The sequence below is a fragment of the Synechococcus sp. BDU 130192 genome (assembly GCF_963876085.1).
Taxonomy (GTDB): Bacteria; Cyanobacteriota; Cyanobacteriia; order Cyanobacteriales; family MRBY01; genus MRBY01.
The window spans coordinates 46,557-73,201 of record NZ_CAWNNO010000022.1 but is presented as its reverse complement, the minus strand read 5'-3'; the positions used below and the strand labels follow the sequence as shown (position 1 = coordinate 73,201).

The following is a 26,645-nucleotide window of genomic DNA, read 5'->3' as shown; positions in this document are numbered from 1 at the left end:
CTCAATATGTGTATAGGGTATGACGGATTTTATTCAGAAATGGCAGAACTCAGAGGGGAATGAGCGAGCCAATTACCAGAGCTTTTTGAATGATTTTTGTGAATTTCTGGGGGTAGAAAAGTCGCCACCGAAGGGAAGTGGGAATAATAGTTATTGTTTTGATCGGGATGTGAAAATCATTGCGCCGAGTGGGGCGGCAACGACAAATTTTATTGATTTCTACAAAGAGGGTTGTTTTGTCTTCGAGACGAAGCAGGGTAGCAATAGTAGCAGCAAGGGGCACGGGAAACGGGGGACGGCTGCCTATCGCAAGGAGATGAAAAAGGCGTTTGGGCAAGTTCGTACCTATGCGCGGTTTGTGGAGCCGAAGCCACCGTTTTTAATTACCTGTGATATCGGTGATCATTTTCGGGTGTGGCAGGATTTTAGTGAGTCGTAGCTGAGTGCCAATGGTAATTACGGAACCTATGACAGTGTACCGAAAATTCTGTTTACGGATCTCACAAATAAAGTAATGTACAATTTCTTCACTCAATAATGAGGAGAGTTAAAGTTGATTTTTAATCGGACGATAGCTAAACAAATAGCAAAACATGAAAGTAGTACAAACGACGACAGCGAATCTTTGATCAATCAATTCGTTGATATTTGTGATTTTTTGTCGGAATTTCCTGAGCAATTATCTTGGAGAACGAGTAAGACTAAGCCGAATAAGCCAGATGTAAATACAGAAGAAGGTCTAAAAATATTAGCTTCTTGCTATTTTTCTGCATACAGACGGTCTGATTTTCCGGCAGCACCCAGTACTGTTCCAGACGAAATGGTTTCATTTATTATGGAAAAAGCTTACGGTTATAGTCCCGAAAAATGTCAAGAAATAAAAATCGAGCACCAATACTCTATGTGTGCAGAAAATTGCGTCGGCAACTTGCTTGAGCGTTATATTCATGAACAGCTAAAAGATTATGGCTGGAGCTGGTGTTGTGGTGATTTTGTGAGAGCTATTGACTTCATTTATCGACAAAATGACGGTAGTTGGATATTACTCCAAATAAAAAATAGAGATAACTCTGAGAATTCCTCTAGCAGTGCGATAAGAGATGGAAGCAACATTCAAAAATGGTTTCGTTCGTTCTCAAAAGATATAAAAAAAGGAAGGACAAGTTTTACTCGTTGGGATAAGCTTCCGGATGCTATGCAAGGATATGATCTGAGTGAAGATGGATTTAAAAAGTTTGTTGCTTCATATCTTGCTACAGAGAAAGCTAAACTAAATTCAATGTAAGCTGTTTTTGCTCAGTAATTTCTTTCTTCCAATCTAAGTCACTTGTATTTTTGTAGCGTGAATATTTAAAACCCTCTAAATTTTTAATTTTGACTCCATGCAATAAATCAAAAATCAAAGTTCCAATTGCATAACCTAAACTAACTGGTACTGCATTACCAATCTGCTTATACTGCTGAATTAGAGATCCTGATAATTCCCAATCGTCAGGAAACTCTTGTATTCTTCTATATTCTTCAATAGAAAGAGGTCTATTTTCTGTAGGGTGGGCTAAGTCAGTTGCTGGCATTGCTGGATGTGTTACCAAAGTGGGTGACGGTTTATCCCATGCAAGACGGCGAAAAAAGCCTGTTTTTCCTCCCCCTGAGTAAAATGATTTACCCATCGCTTCCTTTTGTAAACTAATGGGTAAATCTTTCCAATTTTGACCAGGCTTAAGCAATCGATAATATTTCAATCTTTTTTCTGGAAAATTTAAATGATGGTGTTCTTTAATCCCGATAGTACATGAACGAAATGTTTTCCATTTTGGTAAGCTGAATTCACCATTTTGAGAATGTGTTGGAATCAAGAAAGGTGGTCTCCCACCATTTCGCGAACAAATTATAATAACTCTTTCACGGATTTGTGGACTTCCAAAATTAGCCGAATTATAGAGATTGAATGAGAAAGAGTAGTTTGAATTTTTTATTCTTTGAAGAATGAAATTGAGTGCGCCGCCTTTTTTCTCATAATCATTTAGTGGTGGGAAATTATCCCCTCTTTGATCATGGGGTCTATGTATTAAAGGGCAAGATAATAGACCTCTAACATTTTCGATGACAAAATATTTGGGTCTTAAATCGAGACATAGCTCTACATATTTCAAAAAAACATTTCCTCTACTATCATTAAGCCCTTGGCGTTTTCCAGCAGTACTAAAAGCTTGGCATGGAGGACCACCAATAATCAAATCAATATCATCATCTTTTTTTAAGCCTGCAGCTGATTTGATTTCTGAAGCATTATACTGAAGGATATCACCCAACAATGCTGCATCAGGCTGGTTTAGAGCAATAGTTTGTCTACAAAATTTATCTATTTCGCAAGTTAAACGAATATCAAAACCAGCTTTGTGAATCCCTAGATCTAGCCCCATAGCCCCAGAAAAAAAACTGAGAGCAATTGGTTTGGAAGAAGAATTAATAGAATACGATTGACGATCTTCTGCTACTAAATTACCTGAACGTAATCCGTAGTTTTGTAGACTACCCTCATCCAGTAACCACATATTGCCGATTTTTTTAGATTGTATTTTTCCGGCACGACATAGAGTTCTAACTCTTTGCTCACTTACCTGTAATTGCTTGGCTGCAGTTTTGATTGTGAGATGGGTACGCATAGAATATTTCTTTCTCGAAACTAAAAATGCGTACCCATACTAGCATTGGATAAGCATTACTGGTGATGTTTTGTCTAGAATTAGGTGGTATGGCTTTAGAAAGCTACCGCAAACAAGTCCAAGCCGCCCATCCTGAAGTCACCATTACCGCCATGTATAACTGCCTCGAAAAAATGCGGAGTGGCGAACCCTTCACCGATGCAGACAGAGAATTTAACAACAAGGCCCTGATCACCACCCTCAAACAAATCCACGACGACCTCGATCAAGCCGTATTCCGCGCCTACGGTTGGGAAGATCTGATTCCCCTGTGGCAAAAAGTCTATGGTGATTTTGTCTCCCTTCCCAAGGGAGGTGCCGAAGGCGGAGGGATGGGAGATTTAGAGGGGTGTCAAACCGAGACCAACAACACCAAAACCAAAGAACAACTCGAACAAACCATCCTGCAAAGATTAGTCGATCTCAATGCAGAACGAGCCGAAGAAGAACGTAATGGTTTTGTCCGTTGGCTCCGTCCCGAATATCAAGCCCCCGATCAAGTCGTCACCCAGAAAGTCATTGAAGGTATTGGCGTAGAAGAGGAAACAAAAGAAGCCGTTATTGCCCCTCCTGAACAACAAAAATTCCCGACAAAACTCAAAGACCAACTCGCCGCGATCCGAGATTTATTGCGTACCCAAGGCGGCGAATGGACAATTACCCAAAATTGCCGCCCATTTCAAAGGCACAAGCGCAAAAAATTAGAAACGATTCAAAACTGCCTAGAAATCCTTGAAGACCTCAGCGTCATTTTGAGTCACACCGAAACCGAAACCAAGTGCTACTACGCTACACTCTAGTGATCAGTTGGTGCTGCATTAGCTGTCAGGAGATATTATTCGACATCCAATTGGCGGCCATTGCGATCATAAACGAGGATATCCCACTGGCCATTTTCAGCGGCCTCAAAGGCAATTTTAGACCCATCAGCACTAATGGTTGGATTACGCACTTCTTGGTTTAAGTTATCGGTTAGATTCCGCTTTTGTTCAAACTCGCGATCATAGAGATAAATATCAGATTCGCCACGACGATTGACGGCAAACACAATGTAGCGACCATCTTCAGAAACGGCAGGATGGGAGGCAATTTCATTCAGGGCATTTAAACCCGGTAACAGGATTGTTTGCCTGGTACTGGTATCAAATAGGTAAATATCCTGGGAGCCGTTGCGGTCTGAAGCGAAAACAAGGTAAGGTTCGGCGATTGCCGGGTCAAATTCGAGGGCTCGACTATTTAAACTGCGGCCACCGGGATCAACGGGAAAATTAACAATGCGCGGATAACCAACGCAGCTCTGGAGCAGCAAACCGAGGCTACCAAGGAGAAAACTGCGTAGAAAAGGAACATAGCGCATAGGTCAAAGGGAAATCAAAGGGTGGGCAATCGCCAATTTTTCTATAATATTGTCCTAACAGCACACTAAAACAGAGCCATGCTAGCAAAAATTTGGAGTGCCACCATTGTCGGGGTCGATGCCCTCAGGGTCGGGGTGGAAGTGGATATTTCCGGCGGCTTACCGAAAATGATGGTGGTCGGACTGCCGGATACAGCAGTACAAGAATCCCGGGAACGGGTCAAGGCCGCCCTCAAAAATTCTGGCTTCGGCTTCCCTGTGCGCAAAATCTTAGTCAATCTCACCCCCGCCGATCTCCGCAAGGAAGGCCCTAGTTTTGATCTTCCCATTAGTGTGGGCATTTTGGCCGCGACGGAACAAATTGAAACAACGCTCCTGGAAGATTTTTTATTCCTGGGGGAAGTGTCCCTCGATGGCACCCTCCGGCCTGTGGCGGGAGTTTTACCGATCGCCGCCGCCGCCCAAAAATTGGGGTTTAAGGGGATGGTCGTTCCCACTGCTAACGCCCAGGAAGCGGCAGTGGTAGCGGGTTTAACGGTTTATGGCTGTGGAAATTTAAAGGAAGTGGTGGATCTGTTGGGGGCACCCCATGGGCATCAAGCTGTAAAAATCGATATCCGAGAGGCGATCGCCAAAGCCGCCCACCTCGTCCCCGATCTCAAAGATGTCAAAGGTCAAACCCTGGCCCGTCGTGCCCTGGAGATTGCCGCCGCTGGGGGCCATAATCTCGTTTTTGTGGGGCCACCCGGTAGCGGAAAAACAATGCTGGCTCGAAGATTACCAGGTATTCTGCCGAAACTGTCCTTCGATGAAGCCCTAGAAGTGTCGCAAATTCATTCCGTCGCTGGCTTACTCAAAGATCGTGGCACATTGGTAACAGCACGCCCCTTCCGCAGCCCCCACCATTCCGCCTCTGGCCCTTCTCTCGTTGGTGGAGGTAGTTTTCCGCGCCCTGGGGAAATTTCTCTCGCCCACCGGGGGGTATTGTTTTTGGATGAACTCACAGAATTTAAACGCAATGTCCTCGAATTTTTGCGGCAACCCCTCGAAGATGGCTTTGTGACCATTTCCCGCACCCGCCAGTCAGTAGAATTTCCCGCCCAATTTACCCTCGTTGCCAGCACCAATCCTTGCCCTTGTGGTTATTTTGGTGACCCGATCCAGGCTTGTACTTGCAGTCCCCGCGCTCGTGAACAATACTGGGCGAAACTTTCTGGGCCACTGATGGATCGCATTGATCTCCAGGTGGCGGTCAATCGTCTGAAGCCAGAAGAAATGATGCAACAGGGTGTCGGTGAAGATTCTCACACCGTCGCAGAACGGGTTAACCAGGCGCGACAGATTGCCCAAGTGCGATTCCAGGATCACCCCCAAGTGCACTGCAATGCGGAGATGACGACGAAGGATCTGCGGCAACATTGTGGCCTTGACCAAGGTAGTCGTAATTTACTCGAAGGGGCAATCCGTAAGTTGGGGTTATCGGCCCGGGCCATGGATCGGATTCTGAAGGTATCCCGGACAATTGCCGATTTAGCCGCAGCTCCAACCATCCAAACGACCCACATTGCCGAAGCGATTCAGTACCGCACCATCGACCGAATGCAGTAGCAGGTTTTAGGCAATGTCCTCAAGGACAAACCAAGGGGCAGCCTTATTAATTCTGCCGATCGCCTGAATTTTTTGGGGAGTCTGCAAATTTCCCAGCCATTGGTGCATCTGGGGATCAAGGGTTACCACCTGAATTGGTTGCGACTGATCAGGTAAGGCGATCGCATATTGGCAATTACCTTGGGGAAAAATTTCACCGCTGTAGAGTTTTGCCTGGGGTGTGGGTGCTGAGACAAACGGCCTGCGATCGCATAAACCATTTTCAGGATATTGTTCGGGATAATCGAGGTAAAATCGTTGCCATTTCAGCCATTCGGGATGGTCAAAGGCCAAATTATACAAAGGGATCACTGCTGCGGGTGCGACGTTATCCGTTAATAATTTTTCTTGGAGTTGCCGGACATCAATCTCTTTTGGAGCGCACCGATTTTGAATCGCCAGGGCCGCCGCTTGGCCTGCTGCCTGACCAAGATTGAGTACCAGGGGTTGCAAGCGTGTTGCCCCGTTGGCGATGTGGGAAACGGCGATATTTTTTTCACAGGCAAGCAAATTTTCCACCGTGGCTGAGCACAGAGCCATGTAGGGAATCGTAAAGGGAGTACCTGTCCAGCGGCCACCCCAGGGGATCGACTTTGGCGTGAGGGGAAACTCAAAGCCCGGATAATGGTGGTCATTGGCGTAATTTCCCACGGCGATCGCCTGGACTTCTCCGGCTGAATTTAACGGCAAAGGTGCAACAGTACCCTGGGGTAAAATTTGCTGCTCCGTAAGGGTTTCTGTCCCGATCAAACGCCGACTTTCCCGGAAATAGGGCATCAGGGCAAAACTGCCGCCGTACAAGTCATGGGGAAAAACGCCCGTCGCTAGGCCATATTGGCCGCCAGATACTTGGGAAATGTAATCCGCAAACGCCAAACTGTGGGCCTGGGCTTCCCGATAAAAATTAAGGCGTTGCTGGGGATCTAAAAGGCGATCGCCCCCCAAACCAAAATCATTACCAGCGAGGGGCCAGTTCATCATGTAGTGGCCATTGGGCAAGCCCCCATAATTCAGAAAATGCTCCAGGCCATATTTTTCCCAAGCCCCTTGGAACGCCGAAAAATCGCCATGGCTAGGCGGTGGCTGCCCCCCTTTTTCCTTTAGATAAAAAACCCAGGTGGGCGACTGCACCGGGTAGGTTTGTGTCATTTCGTTGGGAGCAGTAGGGGCGCTGGGTTCCTGAAACTTTTCCGACCAATCCCAACCCCAGCGATGGGGCACCTCCCCCAAGGCCAGTAGATCCCCCAATTCTGTCCCATCAAGGATAATGTCCGCCTCAATCCAATAATCTGGAAAACGTACCGCACAAAGGCGATCGCCTTGTCTTTTGACTTCCAGGGGGATCTGTCCCGCAATCCAGGTTAACTGCTGCTCTGCTTTAACCCAATCTGCAAAAATCTCAGCCCCAACTCGCGGCTCAAAAGTGAACATACTCACCCAACTGTGATCCAAGCCTGCTTGCTGATGTCGCCGTTGTAGCTCCCGGAGAAAAGCGCCCCAAAGTCCCGTCTGCCAGGCCTTGAGTTCATTGCCATCCGGTGCCGCTACCCCTGCCGCTGTGAGCATCCCCCCCAACCAGGGAAACTCACTCACTAAAATTGTCTCAATTCCTTGTCGCGCACATTGAATTGCTGCGGCTGTCCCTCCGGTGCCGCCCCCGACCACCAAGACCTGCGTCCGTAAGTTTTCCATTAATTTGCTTAGTTGCTAATCGATTCAATTACTTTCAAATTAATTGGACACAAACGATTCCTGGGATTGTTCCAGCCAATCTTGGCCCACACGGATCGTAAAGTCCGATTCAATTTCGCCGATGGAAGAAGCTTCAACCCTGCCCGTACCTAGGTTTGCTAGCAGTTGATTCGCCCCAGACACATTTCCCTGTTGGGCAATCACTTGGGTTTGCTCGAGGCGGTCTGGATAATCACTCGATAAATAAATATTCGTAAAGCCCTGGGTCTGCAAAAATTCCGACACCTGCCGCGCCATTCCCGGTGAACCAGAGGCATTTTGAATCGCAATGCGCACGTTGTTCGTTAAAGTGCCATTTTCGCCGGGGGCTGACCAGACGGGCGATTCCACCGCGAAAAATTCTGTCATCACCTGATTTTTACCCTGGTCAGAAATAATCCAGTAACTACGGTTATATTCACCCACGTCACTAAAGCGCCCTGGGAGCATCACCATCTGAAAATTTTCTGGCTCAAGCTGTCGTGAAAAATTCATCAATGCCAGCATTTCTTCCCAGGTTAGATTCGTATCAATGTGTTCACGTACTAAACCAATCAGAGCCGGAAGACGGGGAATAATCGCCGGGGATTGAATTTTTTCCCGGAGCGCTTTGAGGAGTATCTGTTGGCGTTGTACCCGACCAATGTCACCATATTGATCCTGCCGGAAGCGGACAAACTGTTCTGCCTGTTCTCCATCTAGCACTTGCCAGCCTTTTTCGAGGTTGATCTCTAGGCCCTGGGTCTGGTCTGTGTATTGCATATCCGCTGGGACAAACACATTAACTCCCCCCACGGCATCAACCAACTCCTTAAAAGTGTCGGTGGTCAAACGCACATAGCGATCAACTGCCACACCATTTAAGGCGTCACTCACAACCTGGGCCGCCAACTGACCACCACCGTAGGCATTGGCTTCATTAATTTTTGTAATGCCCACATTGGGAATTCTGACTTGGCTATCCCGGGGGATCGAAAGCATATTGACTTGTCCCTGTTCTGGCTCGAAGCGAACCAAGAGGATTGTGTCGCTGCGTCCATTAAATTCGGCTTCTGGATTCTCCGTTCCTTCGACGCGATCAACCCCCATCACAAGGACATTCACGGGGCGGCCCAAGCTGTAAGTCCCTAATTGCCGTAAACCGTCGGTGGCAAGGCTTCCCAGGGGAGCTGGCAGAAAAGGTAATACCAATTGGGCAATGGGGGTATAGACGGCGATCGCCGTGCCTAGGGAAGCGGATAGGAGAATTGTGCCCATAAACCCAACCCCCCATGACAGTCCCCGCACGAAAGGCGAAAAAACCTTAGACTTTGGCTTATGGCGGCGGGAGAGATTGTGGCGCGGTGATCGAAGAAGCTTCGTGGAGCCTTTGCGGGGATGATCCCCATTCGTAACTTCCTGACCGTGAACCATAAGACCGTTTCTCCTAGGGACTAATACAAAATTATCCCGCTTAGTGAATCCTAAAAGCGACTATACCCTGTCAATATAATTTGCCGCAGTGTTGCACAATGCTTTCCTCAAAAAATACCAAGAAATTCGTCAATCGTCGCCTATTCCTGGGCAAAATATTTTCTGCCCAAGGCACAATCCCTTAAGCTAACCTAGAATCTAACCCCACAACGCAGTAGACTAAAAGACTGCAATCGTGTTCTTGGTCGTGACCCCAGACCGCAGACTCTAAAACATTTCCTCAGAACACCCAAAAATGTTAAATCCTAATTTAGACACTATAGAACTAACAAAGGATGACTACGAACGCTATTCACGGCACCTAATCTTGCCGGAAGTGGGCGTAGATGGACAAAAGAAGCTTAAAGCCGCCAGTGTCCTTTGTATCGGTAGTGGTGGTCTCGGCTCGCCATTACTGCTCTACCTTGCCGCTGCGGGAATCGGTCGGATTGGTCTGGTCGATTTCGACATTGTAGATTTTTCTAACCTGCAACGCCAAATCATCCACGGCACTTCTTGGGTCGGCAAGCCCAAAATCCAATCGGCTAAAAACCGGATTCTAGAAATCAACCCCTTTTGTCAAGTTGATCTCTACGAGACCCAGATTAATTCGAGTAACGCCCTCGACATTATTAAAGGCTACGACATCGTTGTGGATGGGACTGATAATTTCCCCACCCGTTATCTCACGAACGATGCTTGTGTGCTTTTAAATAAACCCAATGTCTACGGTTCGATTTTCCGGTTTGAAGGCCAAGCCACCGTCTTTAACTACGAAGGCGGCCCCAACTACCGCGATCTATATCCCGAACCCCCACCACCAGGCATGGTGCCATCCTGTGCAGAGGGTGGTGTCCTCGGTGTATTACCAGGGATTATTGGCACGATCCAAGCCACAGAAACCATCAAGATTATCCTTGGGGCAAAAAATACCCTCAGTGGCAGACTTTTACTTTTCAATGCCCTCGATATGAAATTCCGGGAATTGAAATTACGTCCCAACCCAGAACGTCCTGTAATCGAAAAATTGATTGATTACGAACAGTTTTGTGGCATTCCCCAAGCAAAGGCAGCGGAGGCAGAACAGCAGGCAGCTATGGAAGAAATGACAGTTACAGAACTCAAGGCATTGTTGGACAGCGATGCTGATGATTATGTTTTGATTGATGTCCGCAATCCCCACGAATATGACATTGCCCAAATTCCGGGAGCAACTCTGATCCCTCTACCCGATATTGAGCAAGGAGATGGCGTTGATCAGGTCAAGGAATTACTGACAGAAGGGAAAAAGTTAATTGCCCACTGTAAGATGGGCGGCCGCTCAGCGAAAGCTCTCGGTATTCTCCAGGAAGCAGGCATTACAGGCATCAACGTCAAAGGTGGGATCAAAGCCTGGAGTGAAGAAGTTGATGCTAACGTTCCCTTGTACTAGACAGTCTTGGGAATGAGGCTACAGGCTGTAACTACCTAAAATTGTTGAAATGATTAATTTATAAAAAGCGCGCCCGCACTAAGCGGGTTTTTTTGTGGAGACAAAAGCAATAAACCATAGAAAAAACCCCTCTTAAATATTACAGAGGGGCTACGGGGGCAAAAGCGAAAGGAGGAATAATCTAGGTTGGCGATCGCCAAATCCAGCAAAGATTAATTTAGGGGATCAATACAGCCAACTTTTGAGGCGGCGGGCCACCTGGGGACGCCGTAACTTACGCATCGCCTTACTTTGGATTTGTCGTACCCGCTCCCGGGACAGATTAAACATTCCACCCACTTCTTCGAGGGTATGGGGCTGCTCAGAGGAGAGGCCATAGCGGAGGGCAATGACTTCTTTTTCACGGTCAGTGAGCACGTCACCGAGGACATCCCAAAGTTCTTGGCGCATCATCGCTTCACTCATCCGTTCTTCAGGAAGTTGAAGGCCATCATCCTCAAGGAGATCAACCAGTTCCGTGTCTTCGCCTTTACCCACCCGGTGGTTCAGGGAGAGAGATTGACGCCGGAGCTGAAGCAGTTGGTGGAGTTGATCAGCGGTAATATCGAGTTCTTGGGCCAATTCCGCTTCAGTTGGATTCCGTTGCAGGCTTTGTTTGAGCGTCCGTTGGGCTTTTTTGAGTTTATTGAGCTTTTCGACGATGTGGATCGGTAAGCGAATTGTCCGGGCATCGTTAGCAATGGTGCGAGTAATCGCCTGGCGAATCCACCAATAGGCATAGGTCGAGAATTTATAGCCTTTGTTGGGGTCAAATTTTTCGGCAGCACGGTTAAGGCCGATCGCCCCCTCTTGAATCAGATCCAGGAACGGTACACCCCGGTTGAGATAGCGCTTCGCAATGGAGACCACAAGACGCAGATTGGAGCGAATCATCTTCCGCTTCGCCACCCGGCCTTTGTACAGGGCAGAGTTGAGCTGTTTAACCGTTTCGAGGCCAAGGACACTCGCCCATTCTTCGTTGGTAGGCGATCGCCCCAATTGTTCCTGAAGTTCAAGGCGACGCTCTTCAGCATCATTGAGAAACTTAACACTGTGGGCCAGTTGAATTTCTTCGTCTGGCTTGAGGAGAGGGTAGCGGGCCATTTCTTTAAAAAAAGCACCGACAGTATCCTCATTGCGACTACGGACTCCTCGCAAATTTGTGAGTTCTGTCTCTGAAAATTCCGCTTCAACCATTGAATTGCTCGATTCTAATTCAGTGGCTTGATGGCTATCTTGAGCATACACAGGGTCAAGACTGTTGGTTGTGGTTGTGTCGAACATAATCCTACGAAATAAAGAGTCAGGGGATGTGTGGTGGGAAGCGAGGATTAGCTAAAGAAAAACAAAAATAAGCAGAATTCAATACCAAATAATCGTTTATCAGGATGCAGCTAAAACAATTTCAAGGAGCTGACAGTTCATTCCTTAGAACTGTTATACCTGTTTGAGCTCTGGGAATGTAAATAAGCTTTTAATAAAAATCAACAATTGCAGCAATTAGTAAAGGTTTCTGGGAAAAATCCAAGACTTTTCTCAGAATTAATGTAGCAGATGGTTGAGTAGAATATGGTTTTGTTAAATACAAAATTAAGGTTTTGTTGAGTGGATCTTTTGTCCAGAGAAGTTGTGTAAATTTTTCTTAAATTGCTTGCCAAGCCCAAAAAGATCGGTTGCCCATCAAAATAGCTTGACATAGCAGACTGTCGACCTCTGTCTTATCAGCGACACTTCTTTTAAGGATTATTTAATGTGATGTAATCCAGGAAATTTCAAGAAAATTTAGTTTTGATTAGTAAAGATAAACTCTCACAATTTACTTCTTACTTCACTCTACCTAGGGTTGTATATAGAGAAAAATAATTATGCTTATTTGAATTGATAAAAAATCATGGGGTATAGTGCTTTTGCAGTGAGTTTTGGGAATCTTAGGAGATCGGGGATTTGGATTGGCTTGAGGTCTTAGTTGATTGTGGTTATACTCAGGGGCTTTTTACCTATGGAGTGCCGCCAGAATTGACGGTGGTGCCAGGGGATATCGTATTGGTTGGGTTTGGGGCGCAACAGGTGGGGGCGATCGCCATTCGCTTCATTGCAAAGCTCCCCCAGGGACTAGATCCTGAGCAAATTCGTTCGGTGCAGGGGATCATCGCGCGGGGCTTTTTTTCGTCCCACTATTGGCAGCTTTTATTGCGGGTTGCCCAGGCCTATCAAACGGATATGATGACGGTGGTACGAATGGCTTTGCCGCCGGGTTTATTGCGGCGATCGCAACCCCGTGTTCGGCTTTTGAAAACCGATCTCGCCTCCATCGACATCGACTCTTTACCACCGACGGCCCAACAACTTTTCCAGTTACTCCAGCGGGGATCAACCCAGAACTACAGTGTGAAGTACCTCCAACGACAGATTAAGTCGGTCTATCGGGGGATACAGGAATTGGAAAAGGCGGGCCTCGCAGAACGATATTTGGCGACGCCCCAGGTCATCCATGGGCAGCGGCAAAAGTGGGTGAGTTACGTAGGCGAACGGGAAGGGCTCACCAAACGACAACGGGAAATTTTGCTGGTGTTACGCCATGAAGGGGGCGAAATGTGGCTCTCGGAATTGGTGGGGGTGGCGAAAACAACGGCGGCAACGGTGACGAAAATGGCAAAAGTCGGTTGTGTGGCGATCGCCGAACGGGAAAAATTACGCCTACACCGCGCCCCGGATCAAAATTCAGATCAAGCAAAAACCCTAACTGCCGCCCAGCAACAAGCCTTAGAAACGATTCAAAACATCCAGGGATACGGGGAAGTTTTGTTACATGGGGTGACGGGTTCAGGGAAAACAGAGGTTTATCTCCAGGCGATCGCCCCCCTATTATCCCAGCAAAAATCTGCCCTTATTCTCGTGCCAGAAATTGGTCTCACACCGCAACTAATGGATCGGTTTCGGTCACGGTTTGGCGATCGCGTTTTAACTTACCACAGCGGTTTATCAGAAGGGGAACGCTACGACACTTGGCGGCAAATGTTACGCCCCGACAGTCAAATTATCATCGGCACCCGTTCCGCTGTTTTTGCCCCCCTGCCCAATTTGGGGATGATCATCCTCGACGAAGAACACGACAGCAGCTACAAACAGGATCAGCCCGCTCCCACCTACCACGCCCGCACCGTTGCCCGGTGGCGATCGCAACAGGAAAATTGTCCACTCATTCTCGGTTCTGCGACCCCGGCCCTAGACACCTGGGTAAAATTTCAAACCGCCCAAAACTCCAATTACCATTACGTTTCTCTCCCTGAGCGGGTGTATGCTCGTCCGCTGCCTCCCGTGGAAATTGTCGATATGCGCCATGAACTGCGGGTCGGTAATTATTCCCTGTTTAGCCAGTCCCTCCGACAAGCCCTCGAACGCATCGCCCAGACCCACGAACAAGGCATTTTATTCGTTGCCCGTCGCGGTCACAGCACCTTTGTTTCCTGTCGCAGTTGCGGTTATGTGATGGAATGTCCCCATTGTGATGTGTCCCTCTCCTACCACTATGTCCAGGAGGGAAGTATGCCCCTATTGCGCTGTCATTATTGCGATCATAGCCAGCTCCAACCCAAACATTGCCCTAGCTGTAATTCCCCCTATTTCAAGTTTTTCGGGAACGGCACCCAAAAGGTTTTTCAGGCGATCGCCAAGGAATTTCCTCAGTTACGTTGTCTGCGATTTGATAGTGACACGACCCGTCGCAAAGGGGCGCACCGCGACTTATTAGGGCAATTTGCGCGGGGTGAGGCGGATATTTTACTGGGAACCCAGATGCTCACGAAGGGTTTAGATGTGTCTCAAGTGACTTTAGTGGGGGTGATTGCGGCGGATGGCCTGTTGCATCAAAGTGATTATCGGGCTGCGGAACGCACCTTTCAAACCCTAACCCAGGTGGCAGGTCGGGCGGGTCGGGGTGATGAACCGGGACAGGTGATTATTCAGACCTATTCCCCAGAGCATCCGGTAATTCAAGCGGTGAAAACCCATGATTACCTGACCTTTGCCGAGCGGGAAATCAGTCAACGGCAGGAATTGGACTATCCGCCCTTTGGCAAATTAATTTTGCTGCGCTTTAGTGGGGAAAATCATGATCAGGTGCGCTACACTGCCGAGGCGATCGCCGAAAAATGTTTTCCGTTGCTCGAACCCGAAGACGAACTCCTTGGCCCTGTGCCAGCGAATATTCTCCGAGTGGCGCGGCGTTACCGTTGGCAGGTGGTACTGAAATTTCCCCAGCGCAAAACCGAGATCCCCGATTTGACTTTTTTGCGGGAATTTTGCCCGCGTCCGGTAAGCCTTGCAATTAATGTTGACCCGTTATATATCGATTAGCCATTCAGCGAAAAATTTTTAAAAACTAAGCCGTAATTTTCATACTGATATCGAGCCACGGCGCACGGGTAATCGTCGCACTGGTAGAAATGTAATCGATCCCCGTCAACGCCACTTCCCGCAAGGTTTCCAGGGTAATATTGCCCGACGCTTCCAATTTCAAACGCGGATTTTTGGCCCGCAGTGGGGGGATCAAATCCGCCATCATCGCCACGGACATATTATCCAGCATTAAAATATCGGCCCCCGCTGTCACCGCTTCAAAAGCCTGTTCCGGGGTTTCGGCTTCTACTTCAATCGCTAGAGGATAGGGCATATTTTGCCGCACAAGGGCGATCGCCTGGGAAATTCCCCCTGCTGCCTGGATGTGATTGTCCTTGATCATCACCGCATCATCCAACCCAAAACGATGGTTTTGCCCGCCACCCACCTGCACCGCATATTTTTCCAGCAGACGTAAGCCAGGAGTGGTTTTGCGGGTGTCCACCAACTGCGTCGGCAAATCAGCAATTTTTTCCACATACTGCGCCGTCATCGTGGCGATCCCACTCAAGCGCATCAAAATATTTAACGCGACCCGTTCCCCCATGAGCAAAATATCGAGGGGAGCCGTCATCGTAGCGATTAAATTCTTCGGCTGTCCCGTACTGCCTTCTGATAAAACCGTTTCAAATTTAGAATTCTGGGGATCAAGTAACTGAAAAACCCGTTCCACTAAAGGTAAACCCGCCACCTGACCATCCGCCTTTAAAATCAGTTTCGCCTGACCGATGGGAGCTTGGGTATTTGCAAAAAGGGATTGAGTCGTGCGATCGCCCCGTCCGAGATCTTCCTGTAACCATTGTTGGAGGAGGGGATCAACGATAAGCCAAGGGGGTAAGCTTGCCATCGGTTCTAGGCATCCTCTTCTTGGTTATTTTCACCACTCGGCGATGAGTTGTATAAATTGTCCAGGCGTTGCCTCGCGTCTTCTACATCTAGCGATCGCACGACCAATAGCGGTTCATTAATCGGTTGGCCCAAGTCGTCAACCATTTCTGGGTGGGGGGTCGGCCGGGGCCGTTGGGATTGCGTTCCTTGGGTATTACTCTGAAAATTCGGGTAGACCCTTGTTTCATTACTCAGCATCATAAAGCTGCGCACCAAGTTCACCGCTGCGATGGTGGCGATAATTCCAAATGCCAAAATAAACAAGAAATGAAACATTATTAATCTGTGCCTCGCTTCAATAGCAGCAATTCGGTGCAAAAAAAGGGCTACGCTATGCTTAGGTCTATTATCTCGAAAAAATTCCCGTCTGGCAAAGGGCGATCGCCTTTGATCCCCAAAGGCTAAGTATTTATCCTTAACTATTCTCCCTGGTTTAAGCGGGAATCCTTATGGTGTACTGGCGGCTGCTGATGGCCTAAATCCACTGTCGTTAAGTGCAACAGATCACCGATCATCAGCGTTAATTTGTGGGCGGCCCCCGCCTCGCCACGACAAGCCTGGAGAGAGGCTTGCATCGCCTTAAGTTTTTCAGGATGGTCTAAATAATCTAACACCAACGCTCCTAGGGTTTCTGGAGCTAGTTCCCCCAACAGCTCCGGCACAATATCTTTTTTCGCCCAAATATTTGGCCAAGCATAACGCACCCGATGTTTGCGGGCATGGGTAATAATACGTCGATTAAGCCAGCGCACAAACCAGGTTCCCAACCAGGGAATTTTCGCAATGAGACCGGGAATGCCATCCCAGGCACGCATCGCGTCCAACTGTTGCGTGGGCAAAAGTACCAGCATCGGCAAGCCCAAAGCGCCTAATTCAGCCGTATTTGCGCCAACGGTGGTGAGACAAAGTTGACATTGCCTTAAGTCCTGGTGAGCAGGAAAGTCAGTGACCAGTTGAATCTGCGTGCCATCGGCGACTTGTAAATAGGGCGGATCCCCGGTGTGACAAAGCTCAATGGCAGGTGCAGCAAAGCGTTTTACCATGGGATTTCGTTGGCGATCGCCATAGTGCAGTAGCGTTTGCACGGTGATGGTCGGGGCTACGGGGAGCAAAAATTTCACCGCTGGGCGCTGGCGGCGGATCACACTGGCGGTGGCCACGAGTAAAGGGACTCCTTGGGCGAGTTTCATCCCCTTAGAGCCTGGTAAGAGGCCGATGATCGGTGAGGTACTAGTCTGCTGCGCCTCCTGGGAGATATCCACCATCAGATCGCCGACCACTTGAAATTTAGCCTGGTACTTGGGGGGGATTTTCGCTAGAACCTGAGCATTCATCACCCCAAAAGCATCAATCCAACGCCACCAGCGGGCTTCCCACTCGGCATAAATTAGGGTTTTAAAGCCGAGGCGTTTACCAATCACCAGGGGAAAAAATTGATCCCCACCGAGGAAGAGCACCACCCCCTGGGAAAACCAAGACCAAGATTCGGCGGTTTTCCCCCAGAGCAGAAACGGAAAAAAATGCTTGGCGGCCTGAACCCGGTCAACTTCGGGATAACTGCGGGCGATCACTGCTTCTTGACCCGTGCTGTGGGAACAGGGAGCCAAGACCACAGAAATTCGCGGCAGACTTCCCCAATGGGCACGCACAGCCTGCACGACGGGACGGAGCCAAGTGGTCACTTCACCGGGGCCATTGGTCAGGATAATCAGATCAAAGGGTTGGGCCATTGTTGCTCAAAAACCCCTAGACCTGCTCTTTGACTAAAGATTTGCGGGTTTGCTGCTGCCTGGTTAGGTTGAGGGGAGGGCGGGATTTTTGGAGTTGGAGGGGCCGGGGAGATGGGGTTTGGGAGCTGGTGTAGAGGCGCAGTGTTCCTAGGAGGGCTTCCCGCAGGGGCTTTTCCCGTTCCTGTTGCCAGCTTAATTGCAAAAAGGTGTGGAGGGTGTGGCGCTGTTCTACCGTCAATCGTTGCTCTTGTAATAACTGCCGCAATTGACGAATCGCGTAGAGTCGGCGGATACTACTGCGATCGCCTAAATTTTCCAGGGCTTGCTCGAATTGTTGTTGAGGCGATCGATACTGCCAGTGGCGACTGAACATCAGGGCAAACATCGCACTAATCATTAACCCTTGAAGGAGCATTACACTGGTCAGCCAGTGGTTCGCCATGGATTGCCAAAAGGCGATCGCCCCATAGCTAAGTAACACCGTGAGACTGCCGCCTATACCCGCCAGGAGTAACCGTCGGTGGCGACTATGCCAGAGTCGATAACCTTCTTCTAAATATTTCTGCCAAGGCGAAGCTTCAAAAAGATAAATCGCAGCCATTGCCCCGGCTCCCAAGGCGATCGCCACCAGCAGTTGCCATTGCCAGAGCCAAAGACTAGTAATGCCGACCCCCAATCCGCCAACTTTGCCCACCCAAAGCCAATCCACAGACCGACTGAGGGCAAACCATCGACGCGGGCGCTGACTGAAACGGCGCACCTTAGCAATCGAAGCAGGAGATGATCGTAAGCGAAAAGACTTAGACACGAAAACAGTCTAGGGGCTAGTAATATCGACAGAAATCTTTCCAAAGCAGAAAAAATTCCTTTTAAGCATACCGTACTTATCAGAGGAGAGAAATCCCTTAACCGCGACGGATGCCACTAAACCAATAACCGAGGACAAAACCCAAGATCAAGGCCCACATTTGACCACTATCGACGAAATTTTGAAAGCCATCACGGATTTGACCCAAAATATCAGGATCTTCGACATAGCCCGTTTGGGCGATCACAATTTGCTCAGATGCTACGGATGGTAAGGGCAAAGGAGATTTAGCAGTCATGGTGTTGACACAGATGGGACTCAATTGCTTCTGATTGTACCTGCACAACAACCAAGGTCATATCATCACCGCCACGCACTTTGGGATAGGTAAATTTTTCCACTTGGGTAAAGAGTTCCTGCACGATTGCTTCCGGCGTCTGGCAATTTTGGCAGGCATTTTGAAAGACGCGCACAAGGTTTTCTTCGTCAAAGCGATCGCCATGGGAGTTGACGGCATCGGTAAACCCATCGGTGTAGTAGAGAATGATATCTCCCACTTCGAGCACCACTTTAGCGTCTTCGTAGGACGAATCTAGATCCAGACCAATCAACATGCCCTGGGTGTCGAGGGGTTCGATGTTTTGGGTTTGGGCGCGCCACAGTAGCGGCGGGTGATGAGCCGCATTGCTATAGGACAGGGTACGGGTTTTCGGATCGTACTCTGAATAAAATAGGGTCACAAATCGGTGGGAATTATCTAGATCCGCGTACATGACCCGGTTTAGGTGTTCAAGGATTTTGGCGGGACTGTGGCGGTTGAGCACTTCGGCCCGGAGCATCCCCCTGGTCATGGTCATAATCAAACCTGCCGGGACGCCTTTCCCCATGACATCGCCAATGACGATACTCCAGGGGACACATTGCACAAGTTTCGGATCATCCTGGCGGCGGATGCGGTCGTAGTTACTGGGAATGAAGTCGTAGTAGTCGCCCCCCACCCGGTAGGCATTGCGATAATCGGCGGCGATCGCCAAACCTTTGATTTGCGGACATTCACTGGGTAAAAGATGGTTTTGAATTTCCGAGGCGATTTCTAGTTCCCGGTCTTGCTTTTCTTTGCTCCGGAGTTTGCTGGTGAGGTCATTGTTGGCGATCGCCACCGCCGTTTGATCCGCCACCAGTTGCACCAATTTTCGCCGGGTAATATCCCAGCCATACTGGGGATCACGACTAAACACGTAGAGCTTGCCACGGGTCACATTTTTGACAAGGATAGGCGTGCTACAAACCCGAATTTCTTCGCCGAGCTGGGCCTGGAGTTTTTCGTCAAACTGCAACGCTTCCTGGGCCGTACAGGTCGCTGCCTCAGGGTTTGTGGTCTTCGCTCCCGTCTGAAGCTGCGTAAATGCCTGTCGAATAAACTGACAATCTCCCCCCTCACCACAATAAAATTTTTCGAGCTGCACCTGGCCCTGGGCATCAAACAGCACCAAAGCACCACCATCAGCATCCACCACCCGCGCAGACATTAGGGGGGTCAACTCAAGAAATTGGTTGAGGTTGTTAAAACTTCTGAGGGCAAAACCCAGGGAACTCAACAGATCTTGAACCTTCGTTTGCTCTCGGCTGAGCTTCGCAATTTGCGCCCGCAAAAATTCGACATCTTCGCCAATGGCCGTTTCTAAGCGGGAGTCTGGCTTGCCGGAAATGAGCTGCAACTCTGACTCCCGGGCGGCAGGGTCAAAATACTTGGGAGTGGCAAAGTTAGAGGCAGAAGGAGTCACAATCGTTGTTTTCGTGGGATGTGTAGAGAAATAGACCTAGTACAAATAAAATTGTTAAAAAATCAACCCTGAGACAGATTCCATAACTAACAAAAAGTCAGCTTTTTCCTGGAAAAAAATACTCAATTTTTAAGAACTGAAAGAGATTGATTTTTTACGGTTGCTAATTCATAGCTCAATCCCCATGATCTTGTCAAGATAATTTTTGCGCAATTCAAGATCGACGGGCCAGTTGATCTTCTCGGTAGGCAGCATAGACCCCCTGCACGTTATACCAATTGAGAAAAATCCGGGCAATTTCGAGGGCCAGTTGTGATTTTCCTCGCTGGATTAGCCAACCTAAAAGGGGTTTTAGACGTTTTTCATTGAGCCAGCCCCCCAGGGAAAGGATGCCCCAGAGCAGACGGTGGAGCCAGGTCATTTGGATCATCATGCGAACTTCCCAGGTGGGGTGTTTTTTGTAGAAGATGACCCCCATTTTGCCCCGTTGAATTTCTTGATCAATGAGCTGAGGGATTTGCGCCAAACTGAAGGGGGGATGCCAGTGGTAACCGACGGCATCGGGACATTTAATCAGGGTGAGACCCAGTTTTTTGAGACGGATACCCAATTCTAAATCTTCCCAACCATAGAGCTGAAAGCCGGTATCAAATAAGCCAGCTTCGAGGAGCCATTGGCGGGCGATCGCCACATTTCCCGTCGCAAAGTAGGCCGCCGAAAAATCTGTCACCTTAAAGGGTTCGCTGGTGGGATCTTCAAAATTGGCAGTATTGATCACACGTCCGTAGGTAAATAGGCGATCGCTTTTGAGTTTGCGTTTACCCCGGCGGAGTCCTTCTAGGTGGGCTGCCAAAAAAGTTTCTGTGACCACTAGATCACTGTCAATAAAAATAATAATCTCCCCCTGGGCCTGTTCTACGCCGAGGTTTCGGGCCGCCGCCGCCCCTTTGTGGGCCTGTTCAAAGAGCCGCACGTGGGGATATTGGTCCGCTTCGGTCTGGAGCCAATCCACCGTGCCATCGGTGGAGCCATCGTCCACCACCACCACCTCGTAGCCCCCATTTTCTAGCTCTTCCGGCACCTGCTGCTGTTCTAGGGCCTGGAGGCATTTTGTCAAAATGGGTTTGCGATTGTAGGTGGGAATAACGACACTAATGTAAACCAAAGTTTTAACCCAAGGAAATGGAAAAAGACTGTCCTATTATGCCGGATACCCCTACGGTTTAGGGCGGGGATATTTAGACGCTGCCGGGAAATATTGGGGTTCTTCTCCCTTAAGGGCTTCCTGCATAAAGGCGCGCCAGATGGGGGCCGCATCGCCGCCGCCAGTGGTACCAGTGCCCATGGGCCGATAGTCATCGTTCCCAATCCAAACCGCTGCTGCCAGTTGGGGTACATAGCCCACAAACCACACATCCCGTTCTGAGGAGGTAGTGCCAGTTTTTCCGGCGGCGGGGCGATCGCCTAAATTAGCGGCCTGACCCGTGCCGCCATTCACAACTCCTTGGAGCACTGTTGTCAGGGAGGCCGTGGCCCAAGGATCTAAAACTAAACGTGGCTGGGGTGTATTATCCAAAAGAATATTCCCTTGGCTATCGGTGACCCGCAAGATCAAAGTTGTTTCACTTTGCCAGCCATTACTCGCAAAAGTGGCGTAGGCACTGGCCATTTCTAGGGGGCTGATCCCCACTGCGCCGAGGGGTAGAGAAATAACTGGTTGGAGCGGACTCTCGATTCCCAATAAACGACATAGTTCGATCACCTTTTCGAGGCCCACTGCTTTTCCGAGTTTGACGGCAGGGACGTTTTTGGAAGTGATTAGGGCGTCATACAAACTCACGGTGCCAGAAAAAGATCCCCCATAGTTTTGGGGTGAATAGGTACCGTTGCCATCGGGGTAACTCACAGGGCTATCGTCGATGGTCGAAAAGGGCGTATAGTTGCCACTCGCAAAGGCAGTGTAGTAAACAAAAGGTTTAAAGGCTGATCCTGGCTGACGTTGAGACTGAATCGCCCGGTTAAATTGGCTTTCTTCGTAGTCTCTGCCCCCCACCAAAACCTTGACAAAATGGGTACGCGGATCAACGGCAGCTACGGCAATCTGGTCAGCCCGTAACCCCCGACTGCGGGCCTGCTGAAAAGCTTTTTGTACCGTTTCTTCGGCACGGCGTTGCATATTGAGATCCACGGTGGTCTGGACGCGCATCCCGCCTTTACGAACTAATTCTTCGCCAAAGCGTTGGGTGAGCTCTTCCACTACGGCTTGGGTGATATAGGGGGAAGCACTGGCTTTCCAGGCAGTCGGTTGGCCCACCAGGAGGGGAGCTTGGGCAGCGGCGGCGGCTTCTTCGGGAGTAATCCAACCGAGATCCTCTAGGCGATTTAGAACGATTTTTTGCCGTTGTTTGGTGGCTTGGTAATCTCGAAAGGGGCTGTAATCTTCGGGGGCTTGGATCATCCCGGCCATCACGGCGGCTTCGGGCAGGGTTAGATCGGCGGCGGATTTATTGAAATAGGATTCAGCGGCTGTTTCGACGCCATAGTTGTTGTGGCCCCAATAGATGTTATTGAGGTACATTTCTAGGATTTCGTCCTTGGGGAAAATCTGTTCGATGCGGAGGGCAAGGACGGTTTCGGCGAGTTTACGATTGTAGGTACGATCTTGGGCTAGGAAGAGGTTTTTCACCAATTGCATGGTGATGGTTGAGGCTCCTTCGGTGATGCCGCCTGCTTCAAGGTTAGAGAGGATTGCCCGACCAATACTGGTGGGATTGATGCCGTTGTGTTGGTAAAAATGACTGTCTTCGATGGCGAGGACGGCCATCTTGAGTTCGGGGGAAACTTCACTGAGTTCGATATTGGTTCGGTTGGCTTCACCATGGAGGCTCAGGAGGACTTTTCCGTTGATGTCGTAGATATAGCTGGTTTCGGTGGGCACATAGGTCTTTAGGGTCCGCACATCGGGCAGGTTCCGGAAACTAATGGCAAGACCCACTAACCCCCCAGCGGCGATCGCACTGCCGAGCATGGTGCAACCAATCACCGTTCCCATAGCCTTTTGGGCAACCCCCCGCAAGAAACCTTGGGGCGATCGCCTTTCTTTGGACTGACGGGCAAGGGCTTTTTTCGTTTTCTGCCGAACGGTACTAGATGACAATGGCGCTAACCTCTAAAGACTTGAGAAGGTAAGTTGAAACAGTCCAAACCATGGGTGGGGAGCGATCGCCCACAGCAACGGTGTCGCCCACCAACGTTTCTGCCCAAAATTCTAACAAGGGAAATTCCCTTTTAAACCCGTGGTGCCTTGTGTTGTAAAAAATAATCCCTGCTCCAAAAAAAGCAAGGATTGGCGATCGCTACTGGGATAGAAGCCGTAGGTGGCTAGTTACTCCATGCTGAGGTCATTACCACGCTTGTACTGGAGATAGGCAGCGACGAATAAACCAGCGAGGGTTACGGGGATCAGGCCCAACACAATACCGAGTAAGAGGGGTTCAATCACAGGGGTTTCTCCTTATGGCGGCAGATTAAAGCTAACTGTTAAAGATTTTTAATCATTCTATGGGATGGAGGAAGTCCGTGCAAAGGGATTTGATTCGACATTCTTAGGCGATCGCAGTAGGATAACCATTAAGAAAAATTGCGTAATATCAACAAAGTTGTATCTCCTCTACAGCAAACCCCGTGGCTAATTCTTCTGAGCTTTCCGTCCCAAATTTTTCGAAGCTCCTCTTCGTAATCATCCTAGTGCTGGCCATTGCTGCCCTGGGGATCTTTGGTGTGTACAGTACCCAGGCCAGTGACCCCTACATTCAACAGGTTTTAGCGCTCCAAGGGGATGAACTGCGGGGCAATGCCATTTTTCAAATTAATTGTGCTGGCTGTCACGGCCCCCAGGCGGATGGCAACGTGGGGCCAAGTTTACGGGCCGTCGCCCAGCGAAAATCCGACGTGCGTTTGATTCAACAGGTCATTAGCGGAAAAACGCCCCCCATGCCGAAATTCCAGCCGGCCCCCCAGGAAATGGCGGATCTGTTGAGTTACCTCCGCACCCTGTAGTTGTTTCAATGACGCCATTTATTATTCTTTCCTGTCCCTAGGAGTTCACTCGCTATGGCCCGCTCGATGTTCCTTGGTTCCCTGTGGCTTGCCTTTGTGTTGTATGCCTTTCTAGGAGCACCACCCAGTCAGCCGGAAACCCTAGAGTTGATCACCGCTTTATCCGGTGGACAGTGGGACGGCATCAACCCGTTGATCATTGCCTTGTTTAACATCATGGGTATTTTCCCGGTCATGTATGGGGCGCTCTTGTTTCTCGATGGCGATCGCCAAAGGTTACCCGCTTGGGTCTTTGCGACAGGCAGTTTTTTCCTCGGTGCGTTTGCGTTGCTGCCCTATTTAGCGTTGCGGCGTGATAATCCCACCTTTACGGGGCAGAAAAACTGGTGGCTCCGGTGGCAGGATTCGCGACTGTTGGGCTTATTTTGTTTGGTTACGCTGCTAGGACTCCTAATTTACGGATTCAGCGCAGGGGATTGGGGTGATTTTGGCACCAGATTTTGGGGCGATCGCTTTATCCACGTGATGAGCTTAGATTTTTGTTTGCTGGCACTCCTATTCCCGACCCTAATCAAGGATGATTTAGCCCGCCGTGGCCTTGGGGAGCAAAACTGGTTGTTGTGGGCGATCGCCTTTACCCCTCCCCTTGGTGCTGCTTTATACCTTGCCCTACGTCCCCCCACCCTAGAGGCTCCCAAAAACCCTGCGGCTCCCAGTCAGACCTTAAATACTGCGGAGGTGAGTCGTCCATAATGGAAGCCCTTGTTATTGGTGCTGGTCGCGGCATCGGTCTAGAATTTGTCCGGCAATACCTCGCCTCAGATCTGTATCAGCGGGTCTATGGAACCTACCGCCAGCCCTCCGCCGATCTCCTGGCGTTACAGGAGCGCTACCCTGATCGACTCCAACTAATCCCCGTGGATGTGACCCAGGAAGCGCAGATCACAGCGGCGATCGCCACCCTCAAAGCCCAGACCTCTCGCCTTGATGAAGTAATTTATTGCGTTGGTCTCCTGCATAATCAAACCCTCCAACCGGAAAAAAGTCTCCGCCATATCCAAACAGAAAATTTACTGACCTATTTTCAAGTCAATGCCATCGGTGCCGTCCTCTGGGCCAAACACCTCTTACCCTTTCTCCGTCACCCAGAACCCGCAATTTTTGCGGCCATTTCCGCTAAAGTCGGCAGCATCGAAGACAATCGCCTAGGGGGATGGTATGGCTACCGTGCCTCGAAGGCTGCCTTGAATATGTTTTTGAAAAATATCGCCATTGAATGGAGTCGCGTTGCCCCAAATATCATTGTGGCGGCCCTGCACCCAGGGACAACGGCTACCGACCTCTCCGAGCCTTTCCAGAAAAATGTCCCCCCCGAAAAGCTCTTTTCGCCCACGCGGACAGTGAGCCAATTGCGCCAAGTGATCGCCAATCTGCATCCCCAGGATACGGGTAAATTTTTTAACTGGGATGGTGAGTCTTTGCCCTGGTAGCGACAGAAAGTGGGACGATTTTGCCATGAAATGCTGAAATGATGGTGCGTTTTGCGGCAAAAACTTCCACAATAGGGAACGTTCTTTAGCACCAAATTAAGGTTGTTGTTGTGCCTGAAACCCCGGCCCATGTGCGAATTTTGCAACAGTCCTGGCAGCAGGGCAAAATCATTGGCGAAGTGCAAGCGGGTTCCTATCAATGGGAATTTCAGTGGCATTTCCGCCAGGGAAAATTGCGGGTACATCCGACCCTCGGCCGCGCCTTAATTTACGAACCCCTGGGCCGATTTTTGGAACAGAGTGATTATCGTCTGGAACCAGGCGGCGATTATCAGTTCACTCTCCGGTCACGGCTATAAAGTTCCTCCAACTCCCTTTCAGATTAATTATGGGGAGACTGAAATCCGGATAGTGACACTGAACCCAATCAAAAAATCTTGTTACACATCGCCGCAGCGGTCTAAGTCCCTTGGAGATCCGGGGTAAAATAACCACAGACCGCACCATTCGTGCTAAAGGACATTGGCAATGCAGAAAGTATTATTTCTGTTTGGAGAATTAAATGATGATGATATTGACTGGCTCATCACTGCCGGTAAGATTGCCAAAATTCCGCCGCAAACAGTTTTAATCCAGGAAAATCAACCCCTGGAAAATTTCTACATTCTCCTCGATGGCTCGGTATCGGTTTTCATTGACCTCATGGGAGTGACAAAGGATATTGCGGTGCTCCAGAGTGGGGAAGTTTTTGGGGAACTGTCTTTTATTGATCAGCAGTTACCCAGTGCCAGTGTCAAAACCTGTGGTGAATGCTTATTACTGGCCGTATCCCAAGACAAAATTTCCGACCGCCTGAATCAAGATATTGGCTTTTCGGCACGATTTAATCGGGCGATCGCCACCTTTTTAGCGAGTCGTCTCCGGAATACGGTGCGTCACCTCGGCGAGGATAAAGATTTCGTGTTTAATCAAAGTCGTGCTACCGAAGCTGTGCCCAGCATGATTCAAGAAAATCTCAATGTCGCTACCACCCGCTTTGATTGGTTGCTGCGCCGGGTACAATCCCAAACGGCGCCGGAAAATCCTGTTTAACGCTCTCCGCCAGGTAAAAGCAGTTTGAAGTAT

26 protein-coding genes are annotated in these 26,645 nt (G+C 49.3%); 11 read left to right on the top strand and 15 right to left on the bottom strand.

Annotated elements, in window-relative coordinates:
• Positions 1-19 precede the first annotated feature (19 nt).
• Complete coding sequence (locus AACT35_RS07130) at positions 20-439, top strand: type IIL restriction-modification enzyme MmeI (RefSeq protein ID WP_099240227.1); 420 nt, start codon at positions 20-22, stop codon at positions 437-439.
• A 114-nt stretch (positions 440-553) separates the two neighbouring features.
• The gene (locus AACT35_RS07125; RefSeq protein WP_030006135.1) at positions 554-1,285 is read left to right on the top strand and encodes a SinI family restriction endonuclease; all 732 of its coding nucleotides are present in this window, start codon (positions 554-556) and stop codon (positions 1,283-1,285) included.
• On the opposite strand, the gene AACT35_RS07120 is transcribed toward AACT35_RS07125, so the two are convergent.
• Positions 1,266-2,666 carry a DNA cytosine methyltransferase gene (locus tag AACT35_RS07120; protein WP_030006136.1) on the bottom strand — a complete coding sequence of 467 codons (1,401 nt, stop codon included), beginning with the start codon at positions 2,664-2,666 and terminating at the stop codon, positions 1,266-1,268. The genes AACT35_RS07125 and AACT35_RS07120 overlap by 20 nt on opposite strands.
• A 65-nt stretch (positions 2,667-2,731) precedes the next feature.
• On the opposite strand from AACT35_RS07120, the gene AACT35_RS07115 reads away from it, so the two are divergent.
• Positions 2,732-3,505, top strand: a complete 774-nt coding sequence (locus AACT35_RS07115; RefSeq protein WP_339374598.1) for a hypothetical protein — start codon at positions 2,732-2,734, stop codon at positions 3,503-3,505.
• A gap of 35 nt (positions 3,506-3,540) precedes the next feature.
• On the opposite strand, the gene AACT35_RS07110 is transcribed toward AACT35_RS07115, so the two are convergent.
• On the bottom strand, positions 3,541-4,062 hold the full coding sequence (locus AACT35_RS07110) for a TolB family protein (RefSeq protein WP_099240225.1): 522 nt from the start codon (positions 4,060-4,062) through the stop codon (positions 3,541-3,543).
• A 78-nt stretch (positions 4,063-4,140) separates the two neighbouring features.
• Here AACT35_RS07110 and AACT35_RS07105 point away from each other — a divergent pair, with 78 nt between their 5' ends.
• On the top strand, positions 4,141-5,670 hold the full coding sequence (locus AACT35_RS07105) for a YifB family Mg chelatase-like AAA ATPase (RefSeq protein WP_099240223.1): 1,530 nt from the start codon (positions 4,141-4,143) through the stop codon (positions 5,668-5,670).
• A gap of 6 nt (positions 5,671-5,676) precedes the next feature.
• Here the strand turns inward: AACT35_RS07105 and AACT35_RS07100 are convergent, their stop codons facing one another.
• Together AACT35_RS07100 and AACT35_RS07095 are read right to left on the bottom strand one after the other, a co-directional pair.
• Positions 5,677-7,401: an FAD-dependent oxidoreductase gene (locus AACT35_RS07100; RefSeq protein ID WP_099240221.1), complete on the bottom strand. Its 1,725-nt coding sequence runs from the start codon at positions 7,399-7,401 to the stop codon at positions 5,677-5,679.
• Between the two features lie 39 nt (positions 7,402-7,440).
• Complete coding sequence (locus AACT35_RS07095) at positions 7,441-8,853, bottom strand: LCP family protein (protein WP_099240219.1); 1,413 nt, start codon at positions 8,851-8,853, stop codon at positions 7,441-7,443.
• A 295-nt stretch (positions 8,854-9,148) separates the two neighbouring features.
• Between AACT35_RS07095 and moeB the strand changes: the two genes are divergently transcribed.
• Entirely contained in the window at positions 9,149-10,324 is a 1,176-nt protein-coding gene (gene moeB / locus AACT35_RS07090; RefSeq protein ID WP_099240217.1) for a molybdopterin-synthase adenylyltransferase MoeB, read from the top strand.
• Between the two features lie 225 nt (positions 10,325-10,549).
• On the opposite strand, the gene AACT35_RS07085 is transcribed toward moeB, so the two are convergent.
• Positions 10,550-11,560 carry an RNA polymerase sigma factor, RpoD/SigA family gene (locus AACT35_RS07085; protein ID WP_223209856.1) on the bottom strand — a complete coding sequence of 337 codons (1,011 nt, stop codon included), beginning with the start codon at positions 11,558-11,560 and terminating at the stop codon, positions 10,550-10,552.
• A gap of 747 nt (positions 11,561-12,307) precedes the next feature.
• Here AACT35_RS07085 and priA point away from each other — a divergent pair.
• Positions 12,308-14,719 carry a primosomal protein N' gene (priA, locus tag AACT35_RS07080; RefSeq protein WP_099240215.1) on the top strand — a complete coding sequence of 804 codons (2,412 nt, stop codon included), beginning with the start codon at positions 12,308-12,310 and terminating at the stop codon, positions 14,717-14,719.
• 25 nt (positions 14,720-14,744) lie between these two features.
• Here the strand turns inward: priA and nadC are convergent, their stop codons facing one another.
• The 10 genes from nadC to petG all read right to left on the bottom strand — a co-directional run bounded on the left by nadC (position 14,745) and on the right by petG (position 23,473).
• Positions 14,745-15,608, bottom strand: coding sequence for a carboxylating nicotinate-nucleotide diphosphorylase (nadC, locus tag AACT35_RS07075; RefSeq protein ID WP_099240213.1), 864 nt, complete (start codon positions 15,606-15,608; stop codon positions 14,745-14,747).
• A 5-nt stretch (positions 15,609-15,613) separates the two neighbouring features.
• Entirely contained in the window at positions 15,614-15,925 is a 312-nt protein-coding gene (locus tag AACT35_RS07070; protein WP_030006144.1) for a DUF2973 domain-containing protein, read from the bottom strand.
• Positions 15,926-16,068: 143 nt separating this feature from the next.
• Positions 16,069-17,379, bottom strand: a complete 1,311-nt coding sequence (locus AACT35_RS07065) for a lipid-A-disaccharide synthase (RefSeq protein WP_099240211.1) — start codon at positions 17,377-17,379, stop codon at positions 16,069-16,071.
• Positions 17,380-17,395: 16 nt separating this feature from the next.
• Positions 17,396-18,187: a hypothetical protein gene (locus AACT35_RS07060; protein WP_143596808.1), complete on the bottom strand. Its 792-nt coding sequence runs from the start codon at positions 18,185-18,187 to the stop codon at positions 17,396-17,398.
• A gap of 97 nt (positions 18,188-18,284) precedes the next feature.
• Positions 18,285-18,485, bottom strand: a complete 201-nt coding sequence (locus tag AACT35_RS07055; protein WP_012306004.1) for a hypothetical protein — start codon at positions 18,483-18,485, stop codon at positions 18,285-18,287.
• Positions 18,475-19,971, bottom strand: a complete 1,497-nt coding sequence (locus tag AACT35_RS07050; protein WP_254048056.1) for a PP2C family protein-serine/threonine phosphatase — start codon at positions 19,969-19,971, stop codon at positions 18,475-18,477. The genes AACT35_RS07055 and AACT35_RS07050 overlap by 11 nt, the downstream gene beginning before the upstream one ends.
• Positions 19,972-20,185: 214 nt before the next feature.
• Positions 20,186-21,136, bottom strand: a complete 951-nt coding sequence (locus tag AACT35_RS07045; protein ID WP_099240207.1) for a glycosyltransferase family 2 protein — start codon at positions 21,134-21,136, stop codon at positions 20,186-20,188.
• A 51-nt stretch (positions 21,137-21,187) separates the two neighbouring features.
• Positions 21,188-23,128 (bottom strand): transglycosylase domain-containing protein, encoded by a 1,941-nt coding sequence (locus AACT35_RS07040; protein WP_099240205.1) that lies wholly within the window; start codon positions 23,126-23,128, stop codon positions 21,188-21,190.
• A complete protein-coding gene (locus AACT35_RS07035) occupies positions 23,118-23,246 on the bottom strand; it encodes a hypothetical protein (protein ID WP_255355995.1) in 129 nt (42 codons plus the stop codon). Before AACT35_RS07035 ends, AACT35_RS07040 begins: the two co-directional genes overlap by 11 nt.
• A gap of 110 nt (positions 23,247-23,356) precedes the next feature.
• Positions 23,357-23,473: a cytochrome b6-f complex subunit V gene (gene petG, locus AACT35_RS07030; protein WP_099240203.1), complete on the bottom strand. Its 117-nt coding sequence runs from the start codon at positions 23,471-23,473 to the stop codon at positions 23,357-23,359.
• A gap of 182 nt (positions 23,474-23,655) precedes the next feature.
• Between petG and AACT35_RS07025 the strand changes: the two genes are divergently transcribed.
• From AACT35_RS07025 to AACT35_RS07005, 5 genes are all read left to right on the top strand, one after another.
• On the top strand, positions 23,656-24,030 hold the full coding sequence (locus tag AACT35_RS07025; protein WP_012306009.1) for a c-type cytochrome: 375 nt from the start codon (positions 23,656-23,658) through the stop codon (positions 24,028-24,030).
• Positions 24,031-24,084: 54 nt separating this feature from the next.
• Positions 24,085-24,783 carry a DUF2834 domain-containing protein gene (locus AACT35_RS07020; RefSeq protein WP_099240201.1) on the top strand — a complete coding sequence of 233 codons (699 nt, stop codon included), beginning with the start codon at positions 24,085-24,087 and terminating at the stop codon, positions 24,781-24,783.
• Complete coding sequence (locus tag AACT35_RS07015; RefSeq protein ID WP_099240199.1) at positions 24,783-25,520, top strand: SDR family NAD(P)-dependent oxidoreductase; 738 nt, start codon at positions 24,783-24,785, stop codon at positions 25,518-25,520. The genes AACT35_RS07020 and AACT35_RS07015 overlap by 1 nt, the downstream gene beginning before the upstream one ends.
• Before the next feature lie 110 nt (positions 25,521-25,630).
• A complete protein-coding gene (locus AACT35_RS07010) occupies positions 25,631-25,879 on the top strand; it encodes a DUF3146 family protein (RefSeq protein WP_012306012.1) in 249 nt (82 codons plus the stop codon).
• A gap of 169 nt (positions 25,880-26,048) precedes the next feature.
• The gene (locus AACT35_RS07005) at positions 26,049-26,612 is read left to right on the top strand and encodes a cyclic nucleotide-binding domain-containing protein (RefSeq protein ID WP_030006152.1); all 564 of its coding nucleotides are present in this window, start codon (positions 26,049-26,051) and stop codon (positions 26,610-26,612) included.
• Positions 26,613-26,645 lie beyond the last annotated feature (33 nt).